This is a genomic window from Salinimonas chungwhensis DSM 16280, assembly GCF_000378185.1.
Taxonomy (GTDB): domain Bacteria; phylum Pseudomonadota; class Gammaproteobacteria; order Enterobacterales; family Alteromonadaceae; genus Alteromonas; species Alteromonas chungwhensis.
The window spans coordinates 365,744-386,727 of the sequence record NZ_KB899377.1; the positions used below are offsets into that span (position 1 = coordinate 365,744).

A 20,984-nucleotide genomic window follows, 5' to 3' on the forward strand; every position below is an offset into this window, starting at 1 on the left:
AGTAATCATACTAACTATAGTTAGCAGGAAATAATTATGAAGAAGCCAACGCTTACTACTTCAGCCGGTACGCCGGTACCTACCAATGAAACCTCAAAGACTGCGGGCGCCCGCGGCCCGCTATTACTTGATGATTATCAGCTTATCGAAAAGCTTGCCCATCAAAACAGGGAGCGGATCCCGGAACGTACTGTTCACGCGAAGGGGTGGGGGTTACAGGGAACCTTTAAGGTAACCCATGACATCACCCAATATACCTGTGCCAATATGTTTTCTGAAATCGGTAAAACCACTGATGTTCTGAGTCGCTGGTCAACGGTTGCCGGTGAATCAGGTGCCGCCGATGCAGAGCGTGATGTGCGCGGGTTTAGTCTGAAATTTTATACCGAACAGGGCAACTGGGATATGGTAGGTAACAACACACCTATCTTTTTCATTCGCGACGGCTATAAATTTCCTGACTTCATCCGTACGCAGAAGCGTCACCCTAAAACAAACCTACGTAGCCCCGAGGCAATGTTTGATTTTTGGGCAGCGCAACCTGAGTCTGTGCATCAGGTCACTATTTTGATGTCGGATCGCGGTATACCCAAAAACCCTATGTACATGAATGGCTATGGTTCTCATACCTTCAGTATGTGGAATGCTAAGGGTGAACGTTTCTGGGTGAAGTTTCATTTTAAAACTCAGCAAGGCCATGAACACTATACCAATGAGGAAGCGGAATCTCTGATTGGTAAAACCCGTGAATCGTATCAGGAAGATTTGATTAATGCAGTGGAATCTGGCGAGTACCCTAAGTGGACGTTGTATATTCAGGTGATGCCGGAAGAAGAGGCTGGTCAACAGGAATATAACCCGTTTGATATCACAAAAGTATGGCCCCACGATGATTACCCATTGATTGAAGTGGGTGAACTTGAAATGAATCAGGTTCCTGAAAACTATTTTCAGATGGTCGAGAATGCCGCGTATAGTCCTTCTAACGTTGTTCCCGGGATTGGGTTCAGTCCGGATAAAATGCTGCAGTCACGGGTTTTTGCCTATGCCGATGCGCATCGTTACCGCTTAGGCACGCACTATGAGGCTCTGCCAGCAAATGCGCCGAAAAATGCTAAGGTAAACCATTACCATAAAGATGGTGCAATGCGATTCTTTAGCAACGATTTTGGCAACCCCGATGCGTATTACGAGCCAAATCAGTACGATGGTCCTGTGGCTGATGAGTCGGTACAAGAGCCACCATTACGTATTGATGGTGATGCGGATCGTTATTATCAGGAAGAGTCAGACATTGACTACAAGCAGCCGCGCGCGTTGTACAATATGTTTAGTGATGATCATAAACAACGCCTGTACAACAATTATGCTGCAGCAATGGGACCGTGTTCTGATAGTGTTAAAGAACGCTGGTATGCGGTACTTGAAAAAGTGCATCCGGACTATGCTGCAGGGGTAAGAAACGCGGTAGAAGCGCTGGATACTGATGTTAATGCAGTACCTGTGACGGATGATACGCCTATGGATGATCAGTAGTATTTCGCAATAATCTGATACAAATAAAAAAGCGCCCGGCGGTAACCCCGTTCAGGGCGTTTTTTTATGGAAAAAAGACCGCCCTTAAGACAAATAATACAGTAGTCTTGCACAAAGCTTACTGGGTTTTACATGTGCCAATATCAGTATTAAATAAGATGATGTTGCAGATGAAAAGGTGTGGAATTAAGAGAGAAGTTGTTATTTACAAACAGGTGGAAAAAGAAAAAGCATGCCCCGAATGAGGCATGCATTGTTACTTAGCGTTGCCAGAAACGCAGGTTACGTAGATTGCCGATGATTTTATTTGCTTCATTGGTGGTAATATCAATAAAGCCATCGTCCATTTTTGCCGTAAGATTTAACTCATCAAACAACTTTTTCGCAGCATCGTTATAGATAACAAACTTCTGATGTGCAAACGCATCCATGACAAAATCCTTTGCTTCAGGAACCTTACAGATCTCGTCTACCTGTTTGTCAGAAAGAAGTACCGCTACCGCATCGTAAAGCACTGAAGGGCCGCCATCTATTTTCTGATTACCTTCAATGTGTGAACCGTCTGATAAGGTAACCCCATTGATAGTAGGTGCGATAACCTCATGCATAGCACCTTCTTTTTTCACTGCGGTGATTAGCGAATTTAATTGCTCACTGTCTGCACCATCACTACAGAAAATACCCAGCTTACGACCCGCGAAAGAAGCTGGCCCGTTTTTAAGAATACTCAGTGCATCAGATACTTTAAGATCGGTACGAGTGGGCATTGCTGCTTCTGCTTTTTCCGGCATTTCCGGTAAACCAAGCCCTTTAGCAACAGCGTGTGCCAAATCTTCATCTACATTTAGCAGATGGGAAACCACGCGTTCCCGGATTGCCTGTTTTTCCACCTTAGACAGCTCGAAAACAAAAGCATTCTGAATATGCATTTTTTCAACGTCGGTCTGACTGTTGTAAAATTGCAATGCCTGACTGTAATGATCTGAGAAAGTTTCAGAACGATACCGCAGCTTGTCTCCTTCAATATGTTGCGAGGAACTCTTAAAACCATGTGCCGGGCAGGCCCGCGGATTGTTCTCATCACGATCCCAGGAGTTGGGTTCATAATTGACGCGGCCTTTTGGATTCTTCATTGCCATATGCCCATCCTGCTGAAAATGTCGCATAGGGCACTGCGGAGCGTTAATAGGAATATGAGTGAAATTGGGGCCGCCTAAACGCTTAGTCTGGGTATCCAGGTAAGAGAAATTACGACCTTGCAGCAGCGGATCCTGTGTGAAGTCTATACCAGGAACAATGTTTTGCGTACAAAATGCAACTTGTTCGGTTTCTGCGAAAAAGTTGTCGACCACACGATTGAGCACCATTTTACCGATTTTGGTTACCGGAATCTGCTCTTCAGGGATAAGTTTTGTCGCATCGAAAACATCAAACTCAAAATTGTCTGCAAATTCCTGGTCAAAGACCTGCACGCCTAGTTCCCATTCCGGGAAGTTACCGACCTGAATATTGTCCCAGAGATCTCTTCGATGGAAATCAGGATCTGCCCCATTGATTTTCAATGCTTCGTTCCAAACCACTGACTGAAGCCCTGATGTAGGTTTCCAGTGAAATTTGACGAACTTCTCATCGCCATTTGCATTTATAAACTTGAATGTGTGAACGCCAAACCCTTCCATGAATCGGAAAGAACGCGGAATTGCTCGATCTGACATGGCCCACATCAACATATGTACAGATTCAGGTGACAGACTGGCGAAATCCCAGAAATTATCATGGGCTGTCTGTGCCTGAGGGAAACCTCGATCGGGCTCCTGTTTGGCGGCATGAATAAGATCAGGAAACTTCATTGCATCCTGAATAAAGAACACCGGAATATTATTACCGACTAAATCCCAGTTACCTTCCTGAGTATAAAATTTTACGGCAAAGCCGCGCACATCTCGGGCGACATCTCCTGAACCCTTGTTACCTGCTACCGTTGAGAAGCGTGTGAAAACAGGTATTTTTTCACCTTTACGCTGAAAAAGATCGGCGCAGGTAAGATCAGAGGCGTTGCCATAAGATTCAAAATAGCCGTGGGCACCATATCCGCGGGCATGTACCACGCGCTCAGGAATACGCTCGTGGTCGAAAGCGAATATTTTTTCGCGCATGACCTGGTCTTCTAACAGTGTCGGGCCTCTTTCTCCTGCTTTTAATGAATTCTGGTTATCACTGACAGGGCATCCCTGCGCAGTGGTCATTCTCTGGTCATCTGCTTCAGGAAGCTGGTGCAGTTCACCCCCATTCCCCTTGTTGCCTTTATATTTAAAGGATTCAGCCATGGTTTACGATCCCTTCTATCGTTTGTCGTTTAGAATAAACCCCACACAACACATAAGTAGGTACAACATCACTTTTACAAATATTTAATCATTTACGTTCATCGTTTTTCCCGATTCGCAATGTAAGAAAAAGCGATTAAATTTCTTTAATCTCACCCTTACACTAGTAATCGGGGGTGTAAATCATATGTTCACTGATTTCCTTTTTTGTCGGGAGCCGACGAACCTTTAAGCCGTTTTCATTAAAATCGTCATTAATCAGCCCCTCATCAGCAAATTGGTTTAGCCAGTTTTTTACCGGATAGGTACCCCATTTACGTTTGAAAATAGCGGCATTGTGCACAATATCTGACAGATGATTGATGGGCGGCTCTACTCTGGGATGAAATTGTCTTAAAATTTTGTCGGGCAAGATGTAGAGATGAATACCGCTTGTTTCACACCGCGCTGCAAAGTCCACATCGCCAACCCCGAACCCGGAATAACTTTCATCAAAACCACCTGTTCGGTTAAAGTCCTCTGCGTGCAGCGCAAATGCTGTGGTATGAAACGCTGACATGGAGATATCTGTTTCTAGCGGGACACCGGGGTAATCCAATTGGTCAACCGTCTGAGCAGCCAGCCTCTCGTAATCAGTATGCTCTGCAAGTGCCTGTAAATGCGCTATCTGAGTGGTTACCACCCGCCCCGGTTGTAGGGCTGCAACCATCCGTGCCAGCGTGTCAGCACCACAGATACAATCGACATCAAGGTAAACAATATGGCTGCTCAGCGCGCTTGCCAGTCCTTTATTCCGGGCCCTGGGGATAGGCAACTGGTCATTAGCAACAAACTTATGCTGAATTGCGAAGTGTTTACTGGTAATAAGAGACTCGCTGCAGGGGGATGCCATCCATACAACGATAAACTCTGCAGGCAGAACGTTACTTTTCTCTATGCTCTTGATCAGGTTAGTCAGCTGTCGAATACGTCCTTTTACAATGGTGACAACACTAAATTCCTGATGCATACGGTCCTCCTGATGTTAAGACGCAAGAATGCATCTTGTTCACACATGACACGATCAAACACGAAAATGAAAATACGTTAATGTTTGTTTTGAAGATAAGCGGGTTTTATGCCAGCAATCTGTCAAATCGCGCAGAAAATGTGATAAAACTGGTAGCGGAAAATAAATGAATTTCAGTATCAGTTGCTTACACTGATATCGCTTGATAAGTGTCAATGGGAAAAATGCACGTAATGCTTGTTTAGCGATAAAGAAGTAAAACAAGTCAGGAAAATATTACATACAGTAAATAGTATGATTTAAAAGCAGATAAAACATTTTTACTAAAGAGGAAGGAAAGATGCGCTGGCTGATTTATCTATTAGTGGTAGCTGTAATGCCTGCTGTGGCATATGATCGTGTCACCGGCGAACCTTTTGCCAGCCACTGGCCACCCAGGTAGCGCTGGATATACTCAAACAGGGCGGAACCGCAGTGGATGCTGCCATAGCGGCTAACGCAGTGCTTGGGCTGGTGGAGCCTACCGGCGCTGGCGTTGGCGGTGATTTATTTGCCATTGTCTGGGATGCTGAAAGTAAACAGCTGTATGGGCTCAATGCATCGGGCCGCTCGCCTCAATCACTGACAAAAGACGTCTTTGCCGAAAAAGGACTCACGCAAATACCGCCCTTTGGTCCGTTGCCTGTTTCAGTACCAGGTGCGGTGGATGGCTGGTTTGAGCTGCATAATCGGTTCGGCTCATTACCTATGCAGGATATCCTGACACCTGCCATCAACTATGCGAAAGACGGATTTCCGGTCAGCGAACTTATCGCCTACTACTGGGCTGTGAATACTCAGCGCATTGGTAAATACGACGGGTTTGCCGAGGTGTTTTTACCCGACGGAAACCCTCCGCAAAAAGGCGATATCTTTAAAAATCCAGGACTGGCGAGTACCTATGAAAAAATCGCTACCGGTGGTGCCGATGCGTTTTACAAAGGTGATATCGCGCGCACTATTGCCGCCTACATGAAAGAGCAGGGTGGGTATCTCAAATATGATGATTTAGCCTCCCACGAGTCCGAGTGGGTTGAGCCGGTGTCTGCCAATTACCGCGGATATGATGTGTGGGAGCTGCCTCCTAATGGTCAGGGCATTGCGGCCCTGCAGATTCTAAACATTATGGAGCAATATGATGTTGAAGGTATGGGTTTCGGCTCTGCAGACTATATTCACACGTTTGTTGAGGCTAAAAAGCTGGCTTTTGCAGACCGGGCGAAATTCTACGGCGACCCGGCATTCGGGCAGCTACCGGTTAAGCAACTTATTTCCAAAGACTATGCGAAAAAACGTCGCCAACTGATTGATCCGGATAAAGCCGCAAAGCGGGTGGATGCAGGCCTCAATGATGGTGATACCGTATATCTCACAGTCGCCGATGCACAGGGTAATATGGTCTCGCTGATACAAAGCAACTACCGGGGAATGGGGTCAGGCATGACGCCGCCAGGACTGGGCTTTATTCTGCAAAACCGGGGTGAGCTATTTACCTTGCAAAAGGGGCATGCCAATGAGTATGCGCCGGGTAAGCGACCTTTTCATACCATTATCCCGGCGTTTGTTACCCGTAACGGGCAACCGTGGCTAAGCTTTGGTGTTATGGGCGGCGCCACTCAGCCGCAAATGCATGCTCAGATTATCATGAATCTTATCGACTTTGGCATGAACCTTCAGGAAGCCGGCGATGCGCCACGCGTGGTCCATACCGGATCAGCCAGCCCGACCGGTGAGCGCATGGAGGACGGCGGTCAGGTCCACCTGGAATCAGGCATACCAGTGAAAACGCAGCGCAAGCTTATGAAAATGGGTCATACGCTGCAACCTGCAGTAGGTTTGTACGGTGGTTATCAGGCCATTCAGTTGGATAGTAGACGTCAGCTGTATATCGGCGCCTCAGAAAGCCGTAAAGATGGACAAGCGGCTGGCTATTAGCCACACTTAAAAGATAACGAAAACAACCACCTGAAGGTGGCAAAGGAAAAACGCATGAGCCAGCCGCAAAAAGGCGTATGTGCCGAGCCAAACTTACATGCCCAATATCTGTCGCTTAATGTTGTGGATGACGAAAGTGATGCGATAAAAGAAAAGCTGGCCAGAGTAATGGACATTTTTGACCATTATGAAAATGAACATTTTGAGGCAATGGTTACCGGGATGGTGGCGGTAGGTGCAGGCTACTGGACTGAGCTCTATCCGGGCCCTATTCCTGAAGGTCTGGCCCCTTTCCCTCAAATGCAGTGCGAAGACCGCTCTGCACCCAATACACCCACCGATCTGTTTATTCAGATTCGGGCTGACCGGCTTGATATATGCCACGCAATTGGTATCGAAATCATGGCATTACTGCATTTGCATGTGGAGCTCGTAGATCAAACCAGAGGTTTTCGTTATCTGGATGGGCGGGATTTGAATGGCTATATTTACGGTGCCGATAACCCACGCGGCATGAAGCGCAGGCAGGTCGCCGTGGTGCAGGCGCAAGAGCCAGATTTTGTCGGCGGCAGTTACATTCATATTCAGCGATACCGACACGACCTCAGACGCTGGATGTCGCTTTCTCAGCGCCAGCAAGAACAGGTTATGGGATTGACCCGCGAGCACAATCTGCCCAGCCCTGAACAATCGTCGTCTTCTCATTGTGTCAGGGCAGCCGCATCTGGCGCACAAAATGACTTACCCAGTATGGTCAAACAGGGTATGCCCTACGGTGATATGAATGAACAAGGTTTGTTTTTTATCAGCTGTGCTGCTTCCGCGCAACCCTTTAAAGCGATGTTGCACAGCCAGATTTATGGCAACAGTGAAGGCGATTACGACCGATGGTTAGATTTTACCAGTGCCCAGACCGGTGGCGCCTACTTTGCACCCTCGGTAACATTCATACGCAGTATGGGAGAACGTATAACTTAACGCGGGTGGGTGGTTTCAACTACGATAGCGCCATCCCAGGACTCAGGCAGTGTGGCCTGACGCAACTGTGAGATTGCCGCCAGGTGCAGGGTCGGCAGAGGATCCTGTGGTGACTGCTCAAGTGCCTGAGTGAAAAATGCCGTGGCAGCATCCCATTGCTGTGCTTTACGTTGCTTTATACCGGCTTGAATAGCTGCATCCGCGGCTTTCTTTTTTGTCTGTTCATCTTCTGGTAAATGAGCCAGTACTTCATAAATTTCAATCGGCGCCCGCCGGCCTTTTACGCGCACCCAGTCAAGCAACCGGGTTTTTCGGGCAAGTGTGGTGTCTACCGTATCCAGTGTTGTGGCGCTGACGATGATGTCAGCATGGTAAATGGGCGACAGTGTTTCCAGTCGATAGGCAATATTGACACTGTCACCAATGACGGTGGTATCCATTCTGTCTTCTGATCCTACGGTGCCAATGATAACCGGGCCGTAGTGAATGCCTATGCCAATATCAACCGGCTGGTAGCCGCTTTTTCTGCGGTGTTCGTTGTACAGTGCCAGAGCTTTGCGCAAATCCAGCGCAGCATTTAATGCATCTGTGGCTTTGTGTGAAGGCGTACCGCCAGGGTGGTCAAACAGCGCCATGATGGCATCGCCAATAAACTTATCAATAAAACCATGATTCTGATGGATGGGCTCATTCATTCGCAAAAAATAAGAATTTAAAAAACTCATCAACTGATGAGGAACCATCTTTTCAGATAGACCGGTAAAGCCACGAATGTCACAAAATAAAATGGCAACTTCATCTTCGTCGGCGTAGCCCAGCTCAAGCTCTGTTTTACCGTGTTTAGCAAAATGATCCACAAACTGACGGGGAATAAACTTTTGAAATGTTTTGGTGAGTTTCAGAGCATCATCGGCGCGCTGTGCAAACAGGCGCTCTTTGTCCTGATCGGAGGAAGCCTGCGGTCGCTGTCGCTGAGCCAGTAATTTTTGTTCATCGGACGGGGCAGGCGTACGACGCCGAATATATAAAACAGTGACTGCTACACCATAACTCGCCAGAATCATAATAATTATGAGTAACATCAGGGTGTAGTCAGTCACATCTTTCTCTTTTTTACGTCACATTACAAAGTGGCCAGAACCACATCCGCCGCGTCGAGCGTGTCCTGCACAACGGCTTCATCATGCTGGCTGGAAACGAACCCTGCTTCATAAGAGGCTGGTGCCAGGTAAACCCCCTGATCCAGCATGCCGTGATAAAATTTCTTAAACTGCTCAGTGTTACAGTTTATAGCTTGCTGGTAATTAACCACTTTTTCAACATCTGTAAAAAACACCCCAAACATACTTCCGGCATGGTTGGTGGTCATTGGAACGCCATGTTTGTCGGCCAGCGCTTGCATACCATTTACCAGCTGTTCAGTGCTGCGGTAAATTCCCGGATAAATATCATCCTGCTGTAACTGGGTCAGTGCCGCCAAACCCGCTGCCATTGCGACGGGATTACCGGATAATGTACCAGCCTGATAAACCGGTCCGGTGGGCGAAACATGGCTGATAATATCGCGCTTGCCACCAAAAGCACCTACTGGCATACCGCCGCCGATAACCTTGCCCAGACAGGTAATATCAGGCGTAACGCCGTACCGCTCCTGAGCACCACCCCGAGAAACCCGAAAGCCGGTCATGACTTCATCAAAAATCAGTACGGTGCCGTATTTGTCACATATAGCGCGGAGCCCTTCTAAAAAGCCCTCCACCGGTGGAATGCAATTCATATTGCCAGCTACCGGCTCTACAATAATGCAGGCGATATCGTCACCGTGTTCTTTAAACACCGCCTCGACGCTGTCTAAATTATTAAATTCAACAGTTAATGTGTGTTTGGCTACCTCATCGGGCACACCCGGTGAGCTGGGTACCCCCATGGTCAGCGCCCCGGAGCCAGCTTTTACCAGCAGCGAATCTGCATGCCCATGGTAGCAACCTTCAAATTTCACAATTTTATTGCGTCCCGTATAGCCACGGGCAATGCGGATAGATGACATCGTCGCTTCAGTGCCGGAGTTCACCATTCTGACCATTTCCATCGAAGGAACCATCTGGTTCACTTTTTCCGCCATCAGAATTTCAGCTTCAGTCGGAGCGCCAAAACTCAGACCACTGGCGGCAGCTTCAATAACCGCTTCACGAATTTTGTCATTATTATGCCCTAATACCATCGGTCCCCAGGATAGTACATAGTCGATATAACGCTTACCGTCAGCGTCCCACATGTAGGGACCGTCGGCTTTGGTTATGAAACGGGGCGTGCCACCCACCGCTTTAAACGCTCTCACTGGTGAATTTACGCCGCCAGGAATAGTTTTTTGCGCACGGGCAAAGAGGGCTTCGGATTTTTGCATATTATTCATTACTCTTGTTGCTGAACCATACAACGTCACGCTCATACTGCGTGAACTTGTCTTCTACGCCCAGAGTCAGCGCAAACAGCGCCATTCTGACCAGAACGCCATTATCAGTTTGTCTGAATATGGCAAGGTTCGGATTTAAGTTCAGATCGTTATCCAGCTCATTCGCCTCGGCACGAGAGTCTCGGGGCAGCGGATGCATGATAACGGTATTGGACTGAAAGTGACGGGTGTAAATTGACTGATTTAGACGAAATTTGCCACGGTACTTATTTGCCTCTTCCTGAGAAGGAAAACGTTCTTCCTGAATGCGGGTCTGATAGCAAATATCGGCATCCATGTTGCCTTCAAGTAACTCAGTGATAGTCAGATGATGACCCGCATTTTCAATTGCATCAATGATGGGTTGGGGCATGGCCAGTTCTTTAGGAGAAATCAGGGTAAAGCGAATATTATTGAACAGGCTCAGCAGGCGTGACAACGAATGCACCGTGCGACCATAGCGTAAATCACCGATCATCGCGATATGCAGGCCATCAATCCCTTTACCCTGGTATTCACGCTCACGCAAGATAGTGTACAAATCCAGCAATGCCTGGGTCGGGTGTTCATTGGCCCCGTCGCCACCATTGATCACCGGCACGCGGCTACCCTGGGCAAATTCGCTGACCGAACCGGCCGCAGGATGACGCATGGCGATAATGTCAGAATAACCACTTAACACCCGGGCTGTATCATATAAGGATTCACCTTTTGCTAACGCAGAACTGGTCATCCCGGTGGTTTCCCGCACTTCTCCGCCCAATAAATTAAAGGCTGTTCCAAAACTGACGCGGGTGCGGGTACTGGCTTCAAAAAATAGATTCCCAAGAATAGCACCATCCAGCACTTTGGTACGCTTTTGGCGGCGTGCATAGGGCTGCATGGTAGCCGCTACTGCGAACACTTTTTCTATCGCGTCTCGATCAAACTGATCAACGGAAAGAATATGATTACCGGTAAACTCTGTCATCGATGGTCTCATAGTTAAACAGGGACGGTGTTAGAATAGCAAAAAGTCACCCCCCTGTAGAGCATTGCTGGTGGCCCGGCGGTAAATGAAAAATGTCTAACACAGTGCGTCTTTGTTTCGCGCTGCGAACAGGGTAAACTTTACTATAAGGCGCAGCGTACACAACCCACTATACCGCTGATATCCTTGTGCATAACCAACGTTAAGCGCGCTTTAAGGCGAACGTTAGCGGGCATAGTAAAATGTTGTGTCAGAATGATTAGGCGGACATTGTCACCTCACTCCAGGTGCTTCTATACCCTCGCTTAACAGGGCATTAATTTATGCGCATGAGTACGCAAAAGAAACAGCGGTCAGTACTTTCCCGATGGTGGCATACCAATTGCGAAAAATGTCGTCGCATTCGGCTGTATCTGATTTGGGCGATTATAATGATGGTGGTTTATTTTTATGTCTTCGAATGAAAGCGCGCCAATTCTTATCCGTGCTACCTCTAAGCGCAATGGGATCACCACAATTTTTATCGGTGGACTAGCTCTTGCTGTTTCTGTCCTGTGTCTGGTTCTGGCCCCGTCCTGGCTGTTTCTCGCGGGTATTTTTTTAACCAGCGCCTCATTGGTTACCCTTCTGGTTGGTTGGTTCAAACTCCGGGAGCCTGACCACAGCATAGAAATTTCGCCTCAGCACATCCTGTATCACCATCGTCGTGGTAACTGGGTTATCGAGTGGGATAATGTTCAGCGCGTGGATTGTCCCCGGGTGCAGCAGGGACTGGAACATGTAAATCTGGAAGCGGTGGGGATTCGGCTGAAGGAGTATGCCCCTTTTTTAAGCACTGTATCGCCCAGACTCGCCACCCACCTTTTGATGGAGCAGCGGCCCCTGTTATTACACAATTTTGATAAAAACTGTGCCTCGGGTGATTGCTTTAACCAAGAGCTTTTTGATGATAAACATTACACGCTGGAAACTGGTGAAGTACTCACCGGGATCAAAGCGATGCTGGCAAACCGCATGACCCAACTGCGGGCGCGTCTGGGTTATGATATCTATGTATCATCATCGGATCTGGACCGCTCACCAACGGATTTTGTCCATCTGATGCGGGATTGTCAGCAGGCCCGTGATGACATCACTAATCGCTAACCTGTGAGGGCAGGGGACGGCTTCTGTCCAGCCACACATCTGCCTCGCTGATCACCTCGACTGCTTCTTCTAAAAATACTGGTAACAGCTCAGCAACCAGCATTTTTTTGTCTCGTTTTAATGCGCTTTCTAAATCATGGGCAAGCTGCTGGAGCTTTGGGACACCGGTGTAGCAGCATGCGCCATGGAGCCGGTGTACTTCATTTTGCATTTCCCCAAAGTCAGAGTCCTCCCAGCCAGCCTTAATCTGCCGGATGGAATCAGGTAAAAGCCTGACAAAATCAGCCAGCAACTCTCGGGCAGTATCATCATCACGGTTTGTACGTTCCACCGCTAAATCCCAGTCGAGCGTTGACTTTGACTGGCACGGTGGTGCATTTGACTGACACCAGCGGCGAATAATTTCGACCAGGCTAGCCTGGTTGATGGGTTTGGGCAAATAGTCGTCCATACCCGAAGCCAGCAGGCGCTCCTGCTCCTCTTTAAACGCGTGCGCTGTGACAGCAATTATGGGGGTGCCCATGTTTAACGCTGTTTTGCGTATACGTTTGGTGGCCTGCAGACCATCCATTCCGGGCATTTGTACATCCATCAGGATGATATCAAATTCAGTGGTTTCACAACGGTTGACCGCATCCGCACCACTGGTGGAGGTCGTCAGTGTCAGCGGACTGGTTCGAAGCCAGGTTTGTAGCAGCTTAAGGTTCATCTCCATATCATCTACCGCTAAAACCCGGGCATGCGGCAAGCTGTCCAACTTGCTTTGTAAGGGGTTTTTAAGATCGCTGGCTTTGTGATAAAGCAAGTCTTCCAGCTTAGTTAACGTTGCAGGCATCCGGATTTTTGAATAAAAATGCTGCGCCAGACTGGGGTACTGATTAATAGGATCGGCACCGGAATACCACAATACACGTCGCTCAGCGGGAATTTGCACCAGCTCACTGAGCATTGCATCGCGATAATTAAGCTTGCTAACCGGAAGAGTGGCAAATAAATAGTCGGGTTTTAGGTCAAGGCGCTTTAAGAATCTTAGACTCTCAGCACTGGTTACCTGAGCCCCAAGATTGCACAACATAGCTGCAGTGGCTCGCCGGGTTGCCGGCACGGGATCAAAAATAACTACGTGCTTGTCCTTCCATCTGTTGGTGGCTGCCATAGCGTATTTGTGGCTGAGCCGATTCATTTTTAAATTGATGGTAAAGATACTGCCCAGACCGGGATCGCTGCGCAGCTTCATTTCGCCGCGCATAAGACGCACCAGTTCCCGACAGATGACCAGCCCTAGCCCCGTTCCCTGGTAACTGCGGTTAGTTGAATCATCCAGTTGCGAAAATGCGCTGAAGAGTTTTTTTCTGTCCTGTCGGCTGATACCGATACCGGTATCTTCGATAACAAACTCAATTTCCTGCAGGCCATGTGCCAGGGCTTTGTTTTTGACTCTCAGGGCGACCGAGCCACTGGAAGTAAACTTGAGCGCATTACTTAGCAAATTGTTGAGGACTTGCTTGATGCGAAACAAATCTCCAATCAGCTTTTCTGGTAGTGGATCCATGTCAAAAACAAATTCCAGCCGTTTGGAGTGGGCTGATTTAGACATAATGGTTACCAGCTCTTCAATTTCTTTTATCGGAGAAAACGGCTGATTATTAATTTGTAACTTACCTGCTTCGATTTTGGAAAAATCCAGCACATCGTTCACGATACTCAACAGATTATCCGCTGCCGTGTTTACGATGCGTACCTGCTCCTGCTGATCGGCAGGCAACGGAGCATTACCCAGTTCGCGGCTAAAGCCCAGTATAGCGTTAAGGGGGGTACGAATTTCATGACTCATATTAGCCAGGAACTGAGATTTAACATTGCTGGCTTTTATTGCATCTTTGCGCGCGATATCCAGTCGGGCATTTTGCTCTTCAATTAATTCCATGTTGTTACGCAAATCGTCTGTTGCCTGCTGAACCTCGGTTTCAAGCTGGGTTCTGCTTTTTTGAATCAGTGCAACTGAAAACAGTGCAGACTCCAGAAAAACCCCGACCTGAAAACAATAAGTGATGAACTGGTTCGAGGGTAACAGACCCATTAGGCTAAGCATGCCGGCAATTGCGCCTGCCGATAGCATCGTCCAGGCAAATATAAAGTAACGAGCTGGCTCAAAACGGTTGAAGAATGCTTCAAAGCCAGCATAAATATAACTACATACACCTGCCATTCCAGCTCCGTAGACCAGGTTGTGCTTCCAGGTCACCGGTAGAAGGTGGAGCAGACAGATCAGGCCAACAAATGCCTGGAGTCCCAACATGGCAATGACAATAGGATGAGCGGTAGGCGCATTTTTTTTAGTGTTGAGAAATAAAATGGAGAACATGCCGGAACTCATGCCAACGAAAACAAACATAAGTTCTGTGTGACTGGCTAGCCAGGCCGGCGTGGGGCCGGCGCTAAATGCCTGAATATGGCCGCCCCATATCAGTTGCCAGAAAATAACGGCGATTACATAACAGACATAGGCCAGCAGGCTGGCCTCTCTGACCTGAAAGAAAAGCACCAGATTATAAATCGCCAGAATAATCAGGCCGCCGTAGAACAGTCCCCACATAGTACTGTCTATCTGCCAGATAGTGCTGTGAATCGGCTCAGGGGTAACTTTTAAAGGCACTATCAGGCTGGAAGAGTGACTTTGAACACGTAAAAACAGTTCAAGGGGGGTGGCCACAGGCAAATCCGCGCGCAAGGTGGGAACGCGAAAACGCTGCTCGCTCTGAAGTTTGCCCTGATGACTTTGCAGGATAACCTTATCACCCGATACCAGATAAAAGTCCACTTTATCCAGTTGGCTGAAGTCAATGGTAAAAATCCAGTTGGAGAGATTGCTGACATTACTGATACGGGTGGACAACCACATACCATTTTCCCGAAAGCCGAAATTAGGATTTTTCTCGGTATACCACTGAAATTGGCGCTTGCGTTCCAGCACCTCGCCGATAGTCAGCGGGATGCCAGTCTCCCGATAAATGGCAAAATTGCTGGAAAGATCCACGCTGGCATCTTCATCAAATAACTGAATAGTGGTTTGCGCTTGCGCCCCAACGCTACTCAGTGCCACCGTAATAATAAACCAAAGAAAAGATGCTACGCGCATTGTGCCAGTATCGGTAAACGTTAAAGGTCTTATTAAAACACCACTTCTGGGTAGTTTTCAAAGTTTAGGTGTAGCAGGCTGGACAAAAGTGGCGGCTACAATGCGATACCAGAGCGGATTAATCTGTTATCCGGTATGCGCCTTAAGTTGCGTTACCCCCTGCTTTGCCCCACAATGGCTGAAGATGCAGTGGTATTAAACAATAACGAATATTCCATGAGCGACCAAATCACGATTAGTCAGGATGGGGTTGAGCAGCTCCCATTACGCCGTTTTACTGAAGATGCTTATCTTAACTATTCCATGTACGTCATCATGGATCGGGCTTTGCCGAATATCGCCGATGGCCTGAAGCCGGTTCAGCGGCGAATCATTTATGCCATGTCTGACCTGGGACTCAGTGCGACCGCCAAATATAAAAAATCAGCCAGAACAGTAGGCGATGTCCTGGGGAAATTCCATCCCCACGGTGACTCTGCGTGTTATGAAGCGATGGTCCTGATGGCGCAGCCTTTTTCCTACCGCTACCCATTGGTTGACGGGCAGGGTAACTGGGGTGCGCCCGATGATCCTAAATCGTTTGCGGCCATGCGTTATACCGAGGCACGGCTTTCGCGCTTCTCTGAAATACTGCTTAACGAGTTGGGACAAGGTACCGCTGACTGGATCCCTAATTTTGACGGCACCCTTAACGAGCCCAAGGTTTTACCTGCCCGTCTGCCTCACATCCTGCTAAACGGGGTGAGCGGCATTGCGGTGGGGATGGCCACTGATATACCGCCCCATAACGTTAGAGAGCTTGCTCAGGCTTGCGCGGCACTGCTGGATAACAGCAAAACCAGCATGGATGAAATTCTGGAGTGGGTACAAGGGCCGGATTATCCAACAGAAGCTGAAATCATCACTCCGCGTGCGGATATCGCGAGGTTGTATGAAACTGGCCGTGGCAGTATAAAAATGCGCGCGGTATATCGCGAGGAAGCGGGCGATATCATTATTACAGCGCTACCGCACCACGCCTCGGGCGCGAAAATACTAGAGCAGATTGCGGCCCAGATGCAGGCTAAAAAATTGCCGATGGTAAGTGATTTACGTGATGAGTCAGATCATGAGAATCCGACTCGTCTGGTGGTCACACCGCGCTCTAATCGCGTTGACACTCAACAGTTGATGCAGCATCTGTTTGCGACCACGGATCTGGAGAAAAATTATCGTGTAAACCTGAATATGATTGGGTTGGATGGGCGTCCGCAGGTCAAAGATTTACGCACCATACTTACCGAGTGGCTGGTTTATCGGAAAGATACAGTCACCCGCAGATTGAGTTACAGACTGGAAAAGGTGCTTGCACGCCTGCACATTCTCGAAGGGTTACTGGTTGCCTTTTTAAACATTGACGAAGTCATCGAGATTATCCGTACTTATGATAAGCCCAAGCCCGAACTAATCGCGCGTTTCTCGTTATCGGAAAAGCAGGCTGAAGCAATACTTGAGCTGAAACTACGTCATCTGGCCAAACTGGAAGAAATGAGAATTCGGGGAGAGCAGTCTGAACTGGAAGCCGAAAGGGACAAATTGCAAAAAATTCTTGGTTCAGAAAAACGCCTGAAAACCCTGGTCAAAAAAGAGATTCTGGCAGATGCAGAAACGTACGGTGATGATCGGCGCTCACCACTTGTTGAGCGCGCCGAAGCCAAAGCGTTGTCTGAAAAAGAACTTATTCCCAGTGAAGCGGTTACCGTGGTGTTATCTGAAAAAGGCTGGGGACGCGCTGCCAAAGGTCATGATGTTGATGTAGAAGGCCTTAGTTACAAAGCAGGAGACGGCTTCCAGGCCAGTGCCCAGGGCCGCAGTAATCAACCCGCTGTATTTTTGGATTCTACCGGGCGTACATTTGCCTGTGATGCCCACTCGCTGCCCTCAGCCAGAAGCCAGGGAGAACCGCTTACCGGCCGGTTTAACATGGTAGCCGGTGAACAGTTTATCGACGTTCTGATGGGGGCCGATGAACAACGTTTTCTGATGGCGTCAGACGGCGGTTATGGGTTTGTTGGTTGTTTTGCCGATATGGTCAGCAAAAACAAAGCAGGTAAGGCTTATCTGAATCTGCCCAAGGCAGCAAAAGTATTGCCGCCGGTGAGGGTTAACAATCCTGAATCGGACTTGTGTATGGCGATTTCCAACGAAGGGCGTATGCTGCTGTTCCCGTTGACCGACTTACCCAGTTTGGGTAAAGGCAAAGGAAACAAAATCATCAATATTCCGTCAGCAAAAGCACAAAGCCGCGAAGAGTTTGTTAAGGTGTTAACCGTGGTTCCGGCAAACGCATCTGTAAAGGTTCATGCCGGTAAACGCAATATGACACTAAGCCCTTCTGATCTTGAGCACTATCGGGGTGAGCGGGGACGTCGGGGCAATAAATTACCCAGAGGATTACAGCGCGTGGATAATATTGAAATCATTCTGCCTGCATCACCGGATAGTTCCTCCGCCTGATCGCTTGCAGCGATGTTTACATGCTGCGCCCCGGTCAGTGAACGATACCTTTAAAACAACAGGCCGGAAAATATATTAATGCTGGGAATTGTATTTACATCCTTGATTGAGATGCTGGAAGAAAAGGTCTCTCCGGAGTTTGCTGATGAGATTGTTCAGGAGGCAGGTCTGGAAACAAAGGGAAGTTATATAGCAGTAGGGCGTTACCCGTTTGACGATCTGGTTAAAATTCTGCAAGTACTCGAAGAAAAAACCGGTAAGACGTTCGATAATCTTCAGCATGATTTTGGCTTTTATCTGTTTGGGCGGTTGGCGCAATCCCACGGGCAGGTTATGGCCGGGCGCGAATCGGTGCTTGATGTGCTGGAGGTACTGGACGATGATATTCACGTTCAGGTAAAGGCACTTTATCCGGATGCAGATCTACCTCACTTTACGGTGTTATCACGTACCGAGAAAGCGATGCGGTTGAGGTATGAATCATCCAGAGATTTATTTGCGCTGGCAGAAGGCTTAATGGATGGAGCCGCTGCGCATTTTGGGGATGAGTTAACCAGAGAAACGATAAAAACCGCTACCCCTCATACTTATGAATTCAGTTTAAGTGTGGTTTGATTGCGGATTAAAAAAGCTCAACAGAAAACTGTTGAGCTTTTTTTGTATCTTATCTACTTGGTATTGGTACTTTCAAAGATTTTGTCAGCCGATGATGCAACAAAGCCTTTGTAGTATTTGCCATCCGGCATTTTATAACGCTGGGCAAATTCATAAAAGCAGCTTGGAATCATTTTCGACTCAGCTTCAAACTTAACATATGCGTGGTCTGCCATGGTTGCTGACTGGGCCAAATACACAGACTCACCGCCTTTAATCTCACCACCCGACGAATTTAACGTAAAGCCGGCATCTTTAAGCATCTGATTGACGTCAGCCAACTCCTGCGTCTTATTGAGGAAGTTAACGCTCACCGTAAAGTGGTTAGCACGAAAACCCCACGCTGCCAGCCAGGCAGCGTATTCAGACTCTTCAAGTAGCATATCGTACTCTGCTTTAGAGACAGTCCAGTGCTTGCCTGAGTACAAAAAGTTGTCAGCCTCAACAGCTTCATCGTCCATTTGTTCGACCAAGTGATGGATAATTTTTTGGGCCTTTTCTGACAACTCCAGAACGCGCAATTCACTGATGAAAACCTTGGGTTTGGTTTCATCAGGATGCTCGAAATGACGGGCATCCAGTTTTTTTGCTTCAAAATCATACTCGCCCTTTTCTTCATAGCCAAGAGCAAGAAAGTGCGCTGCAAGTTTGTCCAGCGATGTTTTCGGCAAGTTGAAGGTACGAAACGCAACATGATCATTGACGATTTCGTCACCATCTTCGCTATCTGCCAACAACTCATGAATCTTGTAAGCAGATGGCGTGATATCTACATAATCTTCCCACAGATGTTCAAATAGGGTATCAACATTAGTGTGCATAAAAACTCCCTCTTACAAAGACAGGCCAGGACTCAACTTGCCCGGCAATGTCACTTTTTCAAGCTCAACAGATGCCACTGGGTATGCACAGTAGTCAGCTGCATAGAACGCGCTGGCGCGATGGTTACCACTGTCGCCTATGCCTCCGAATGGCGCCGCACTGCTAGCCCCGGTAATAGGGCGGTTCCAGTTCACGATGCCTGCACGGATGCGGTCAAAGAAATATTGCCAGTCATCAGCACTATCACTTAGAAGACCGGCGGACAAACCAAAGCTGGTGTTGTTGGCTTCCTCAATGGCACTGTCAAAATCGTTATAGCGGATCACTTTGAGCATGGGGCCAAAGTGTTCTTCATCGGGCAGCTTATCAAGTATGCCAGTCACGTCTATCACGCCTGGTGTCGCAAAGCCCTTTTCAGGGTCGCTTTGCGTCAGACGAAGCAGCACGTTGGCGCCCATGTCTTCAAGCTTTGCCTGTGCATCAACCATTAATTTAGCGGCTTGCGCTGAGATCATTGCACCCATAAATGGTTGCTCTTCAGCATCATAGTCGCCGACCCGTATATTCTTAGCAACCTCAATCAGGCGAGACAGTATTGCATCGCCCTGTTCCGTGGCGGGAATAAAAACCCGACGTGCACAGGTACAGCGCTGCCCTGACGTTACATACGCAGATTGCACGATATCGTGCACTGCGGCCTCGGTATCTTCGACATCTTTAACAATGAGAGGATTATTGCCACCCATTTCCAACGCCAGAATCTTACCCGGATGGCCGGAAAACTGTTCATGGAGTATTTTACCGGTGCGTGAGCTACCGGTGAAAAACAAGCCGTCAATGCCGGCATGAGAGGCAAGGGCTTTACCCGTTTCCACTTCACCCTGGACAAGATTCAGTACGCCCTTTGGCAGATCCGCTTGTTCCCACAACTTAATGGTTTCCTGCGCCACCATTGGCGTCAGATCACTGGGTTTGAAAATAACCGTATTGCCAGCCAGCAGTGCTGGTACTATGTGCCCGTTGGGCAAGTGGCCTGGCAGATTGTACGGGCCAAACACAGCCACCACCCCATGAGGCTTATGGCGGATGTATGCTTTGCCTACCGGTACGGAGTTTTCCACTGTGCCGGTGCGCTCATTATAAGCTTTCTCTGAAATGCCGATTTTACCAATCATGGCAGCCACCTCTGTGGCCGTTTCCCATTCTGGCTTACCGGTTTCCCGGGCAATGACTTTTGCCAGAGCATCTTTGTTTTCTTCAAGAAGCTCGCTGAACTTTTTAATTATAGTCAGGCGTTCTTCAGCGGTTTTTCTGGCCCATTGTGGCGCAGCGTGTCGGGCAGCCTTGATTGCCAGATCAACCTGTTGTGCAGTGGCCGACTGGCCTTCCCAGATAACTGCGTTTTTTGCCGGATCGATTGATGTGATGGCATGGCCTTCACCGGCGACCCATTCACCATTGATAAAGTGTGTTGATTGCAT

13 protein-coding genes and 1 pseudogene are annotated in these 20,984 nt (G+C 48.1%); 6 read left to right on the forward strand and 8 right to left on the reverse strand.

Annotation, left to right across the window (positions count from 1 at the left end):
- The first annotated feature begins 36 nt into the window (after positions 1-36).
- Positions 37-1,536, forward strand: a complete 1,500-nt coding sequence (locus F458_RS0105980; RefSeq protein WP_018982481.1) for a catalase — start codon at positions 37-39, stop codon at positions 1,534-1,536.
- A 260-nt stretch (positions 1,537-1,796) separates the two neighbouring features.
- Here F458_RS0105980 and F458_RS0105985 read toward each other — a convergent pair whose 3' ends face one another.
- Positions 1,797-3,863, reverse strand: coding sequence for a catalase (locus tag F458_RS0105985; protein ID WP_018982482.1), 2,067 nt, complete (start codon positions 3,861-3,863; stop codon positions 1,797-1,799).
- A gap of 163 nt (positions 3,864-4,026) precedes the next feature.
- Complete coding sequence (locus F458_RS0105990) at positions 4,027-4,872, reverse strand: glycosyltransferase family 2 protein (RefSeq protein WP_018982483.1); 846 nt, start codon at positions 4,870-4,872, stop codon at positions 4,027-4,029.
- Positions 4,873-5,248: 376 nt separating this feature from the next.
- On the opposite strand from F458_RS0105990, the pseudogene ggt reads away from it, so the two are divergent.
- Positions 5,249-6,846: pseudogene (gene ggt / locus F458_RS19135) on the forward strand (gamma-glutamyltransferase).
- Between the two features lie 54 nt (positions 6,847-6,900).
- The gene (locus F458_RS0106005; RefSeq protein WP_018982487.1) at positions 6,901-7,824 is read left to right on the forward strand and encodes a Dyp-type peroxidase; all 924 of its coding nucleotides are present in this window, start codon (positions 6,901-6,903) and stop codon (positions 7,822-7,824) included.
- Here the strand turns inward: F458_RS0106005 and F458_RS0106010 are convergent.
- From F458_RS0106010 to F458_RS0106020, 3 genes are read right to left on the reverse strand one after another with little or no spacing between them, the layout of a single operon-like run.
- Complete coding sequence (locus F458_RS0106010) at positions 7,821-8,924, reverse strand: adenylate/guanylate cyclase domain-containing protein (protein WP_018982488.1); 1,104 nt, start codon at positions 8,922-8,924, stop codon at positions 7,821-7,823. The two genes, F458_RS0106005 and F458_RS0106010, sit on opposite strands and share 4 nt — an antisense overlap.
- A 23-nt stretch (positions 8,925-8,947) precedes the next feature.
- Entirely contained in the window at positions 8,948-10,228 is a 1,281-nt protein-coding gene (hemL, locus tag F458_RS0106015; protein ID WP_026294536.1) for a glutamate-1-semialdehyde 2,1-aminomutase, read from the reverse strand.
- A 1-nt stretch (position 10,229) separates the two neighbouring features.
- Complete coding sequence (locus F458_RS0106020) at positions 10,230-11,246, reverse strand: aspartate carbamoyltransferase (RefSeq protein ID WP_018982490.1); 1,017 nt, start codon at positions 11,244-11,246, stop codon at positions 10,230-10,232.
- A 450-nt stretch (positions 11,247-11,696) separates the two neighbouring features.
- Between F458_RS0106020 and F458_RS0106025 the strand changes: the two genes are divergently transcribed.
- Complete coding sequence (locus F458_RS0106025) at positions 11,697-12,392, forward strand: DUF2982 domain-containing protein (RefSeq protein WP_018982491.1); 696 nt, start codon at positions 11,697-11,699, stop codon at positions 12,390-12,392.
- Here F458_RS0106025 and F458_RS0106030 read toward each other — a convergent pair.
- Positions 12,382-15,531: a hybrid sensor histidine kinase/response regulator gene (locus F458_RS0106030; RefSeq protein ID WP_018982492.1), complete on the reverse strand. Its 3,150-nt coding sequence runs from the start codon at positions 15,529-15,531 to the stop codon at positions 12,382-12,384. The two genes, F458_RS0106025 and F458_RS0106030, sit on opposite strands and share 11 nt — an antisense overlap.
- A gap of 216 nt (positions 15,532-15,747) precedes the next feature.
- Here F458_RS0106030 and parC point away from each other — a divergent pair, with 216 nt between their 5' ends.
- The gene (parC, locus tag F458_RS0106035; RefSeq protein ID WP_026294537.1) at positions 15,748-18,027 is read left to right on the forward strand and encodes a DNA topoisomerase IV subunit A; all 2,280 of its coding nucleotides are present in this window, start codon (positions 15,748-15,750) and stop codon (positions 18,025-18,027) included.
- 78 nt (positions 18,028-18,105) lie between these two features.
- Positions 18,106-18,642, forward strand: coding sequence for a heme NO-binding domain-containing protein (locus tag F458_RS0106040; RefSeq protein WP_018982494.1), 537 nt, complete (start codon positions 18,106-18,108; stop codon positions 18,640-18,642).
- A gap of 53 nt (positions 18,643-18,695) precedes the next feature.
- Here the strand turns inward: F458_RS0106040 and F458_RS0106045 are convergent, their stop codons facing one another.
- Together F458_RS0106045 and astD are read right to left on the reverse strand one after the other, a co-directional pair.
- A complete protein-coding gene (locus tag F458_RS0106045) occupies positions 18,696-19,502 on the reverse strand; it encodes a DUF1338 domain-containing protein (RefSeq protein WP_018982495.1) in 807 nt (268 codons plus the stop codon).
- A gap of 12 nt (positions 19,503-19,514) precedes the next feature.
- A complete protein-coding gene (gene astD / locus F458_RS0106050) occupies positions 19,515-20,984 on the reverse strand; it encodes a succinylglutamate-semialdehyde dehydrogenase (protein ID WP_018982496.1) in 1,470 nt (489 codons plus the stop codon).

Bases quoted from the DNA above. Each gene is read 5' to 3' on its own strand.
- F458_RS0105980 (WP_018982481.1), top strand. From the start codon at position 37: ATGAAGAAGCCAACGCTTACTACTTCAGCCGGTACGCCGGTACCTACC.
- F458_RS0105985 (WP_018982482.1), bottom strand. From the start codon at position 3,863: ATGGCTGAATCCTTTAAATATAAAGGCAACAAGGGGAATGGGGGTGAA.
- F458_RS0105990 (WP_018982483.1), bottom strand. From the start codon at position 4,872: ATGCATCAGGAATTTAGTGTTGTCACCATTGTAAAAGGACGTATTCGA.
- F458_RS0106005 (WP_018982487.1), top strand. From the start codon at position 6,901: ATGAGCCAGCCGCAAAAAGGCGTATGTGCCGAGCCAAACTTACATGCC.
- hemL (WP_026294536.1), bottom strand. From the start codon at position 10,228: ATGCAAAAATCCGAAGCCCTCTTTGCCCGTGCGCAAAAAACTATTCCT.
- F458_RS0106020 (WP_018982490.1), bottom strand. From the start codon at position 11,246: ATGACAGAGTTTACCGGTAATCATATTCTTTCCGTTGATCAGTTTGAT.
- F458_RS0106025 (WP_018982491.1), top strand. From the start codon at position 11,697: ATGTCTTCGAATGAAAGCGCGCCAATTCTTATCCGTGCTACCTCTAAG.
- F458_RS0106030 (WP_018982492.1), bottom strand. From the start codon at position 15,531: ATGCGCGTAGCATCTTTTCTTTGGTTTATTATTACGGTGGCACTGAGT.
- parC (WP_026294537.1), top strand. From the start codon at position 15,748: ATGAGCGACCAAATCACGATTAGTCAGGATGGGGTTGAGCAGCTCCCA.
- F458_RS0106040 (WP_018982494.1), top strand. From the start codon at position 18,106: ATGCTGGGAATTGTATTTACATCCTTGATTGAGATGCTGGAAGAAAAG.
- F458_RS0106045 (WP_018982495.1), bottom strand. From the start codon at position 19,502: ATGCACACTAATGTTGATACCCTATTTGAACATCTGTGGGAAGATTAT.
- astD (WP_018982496.1), bottom strand. From the start codon at position 20,984: ATGCAATCAACACACTTTATCAATGGTGAATGGGTCGCCGGTGAAGGC.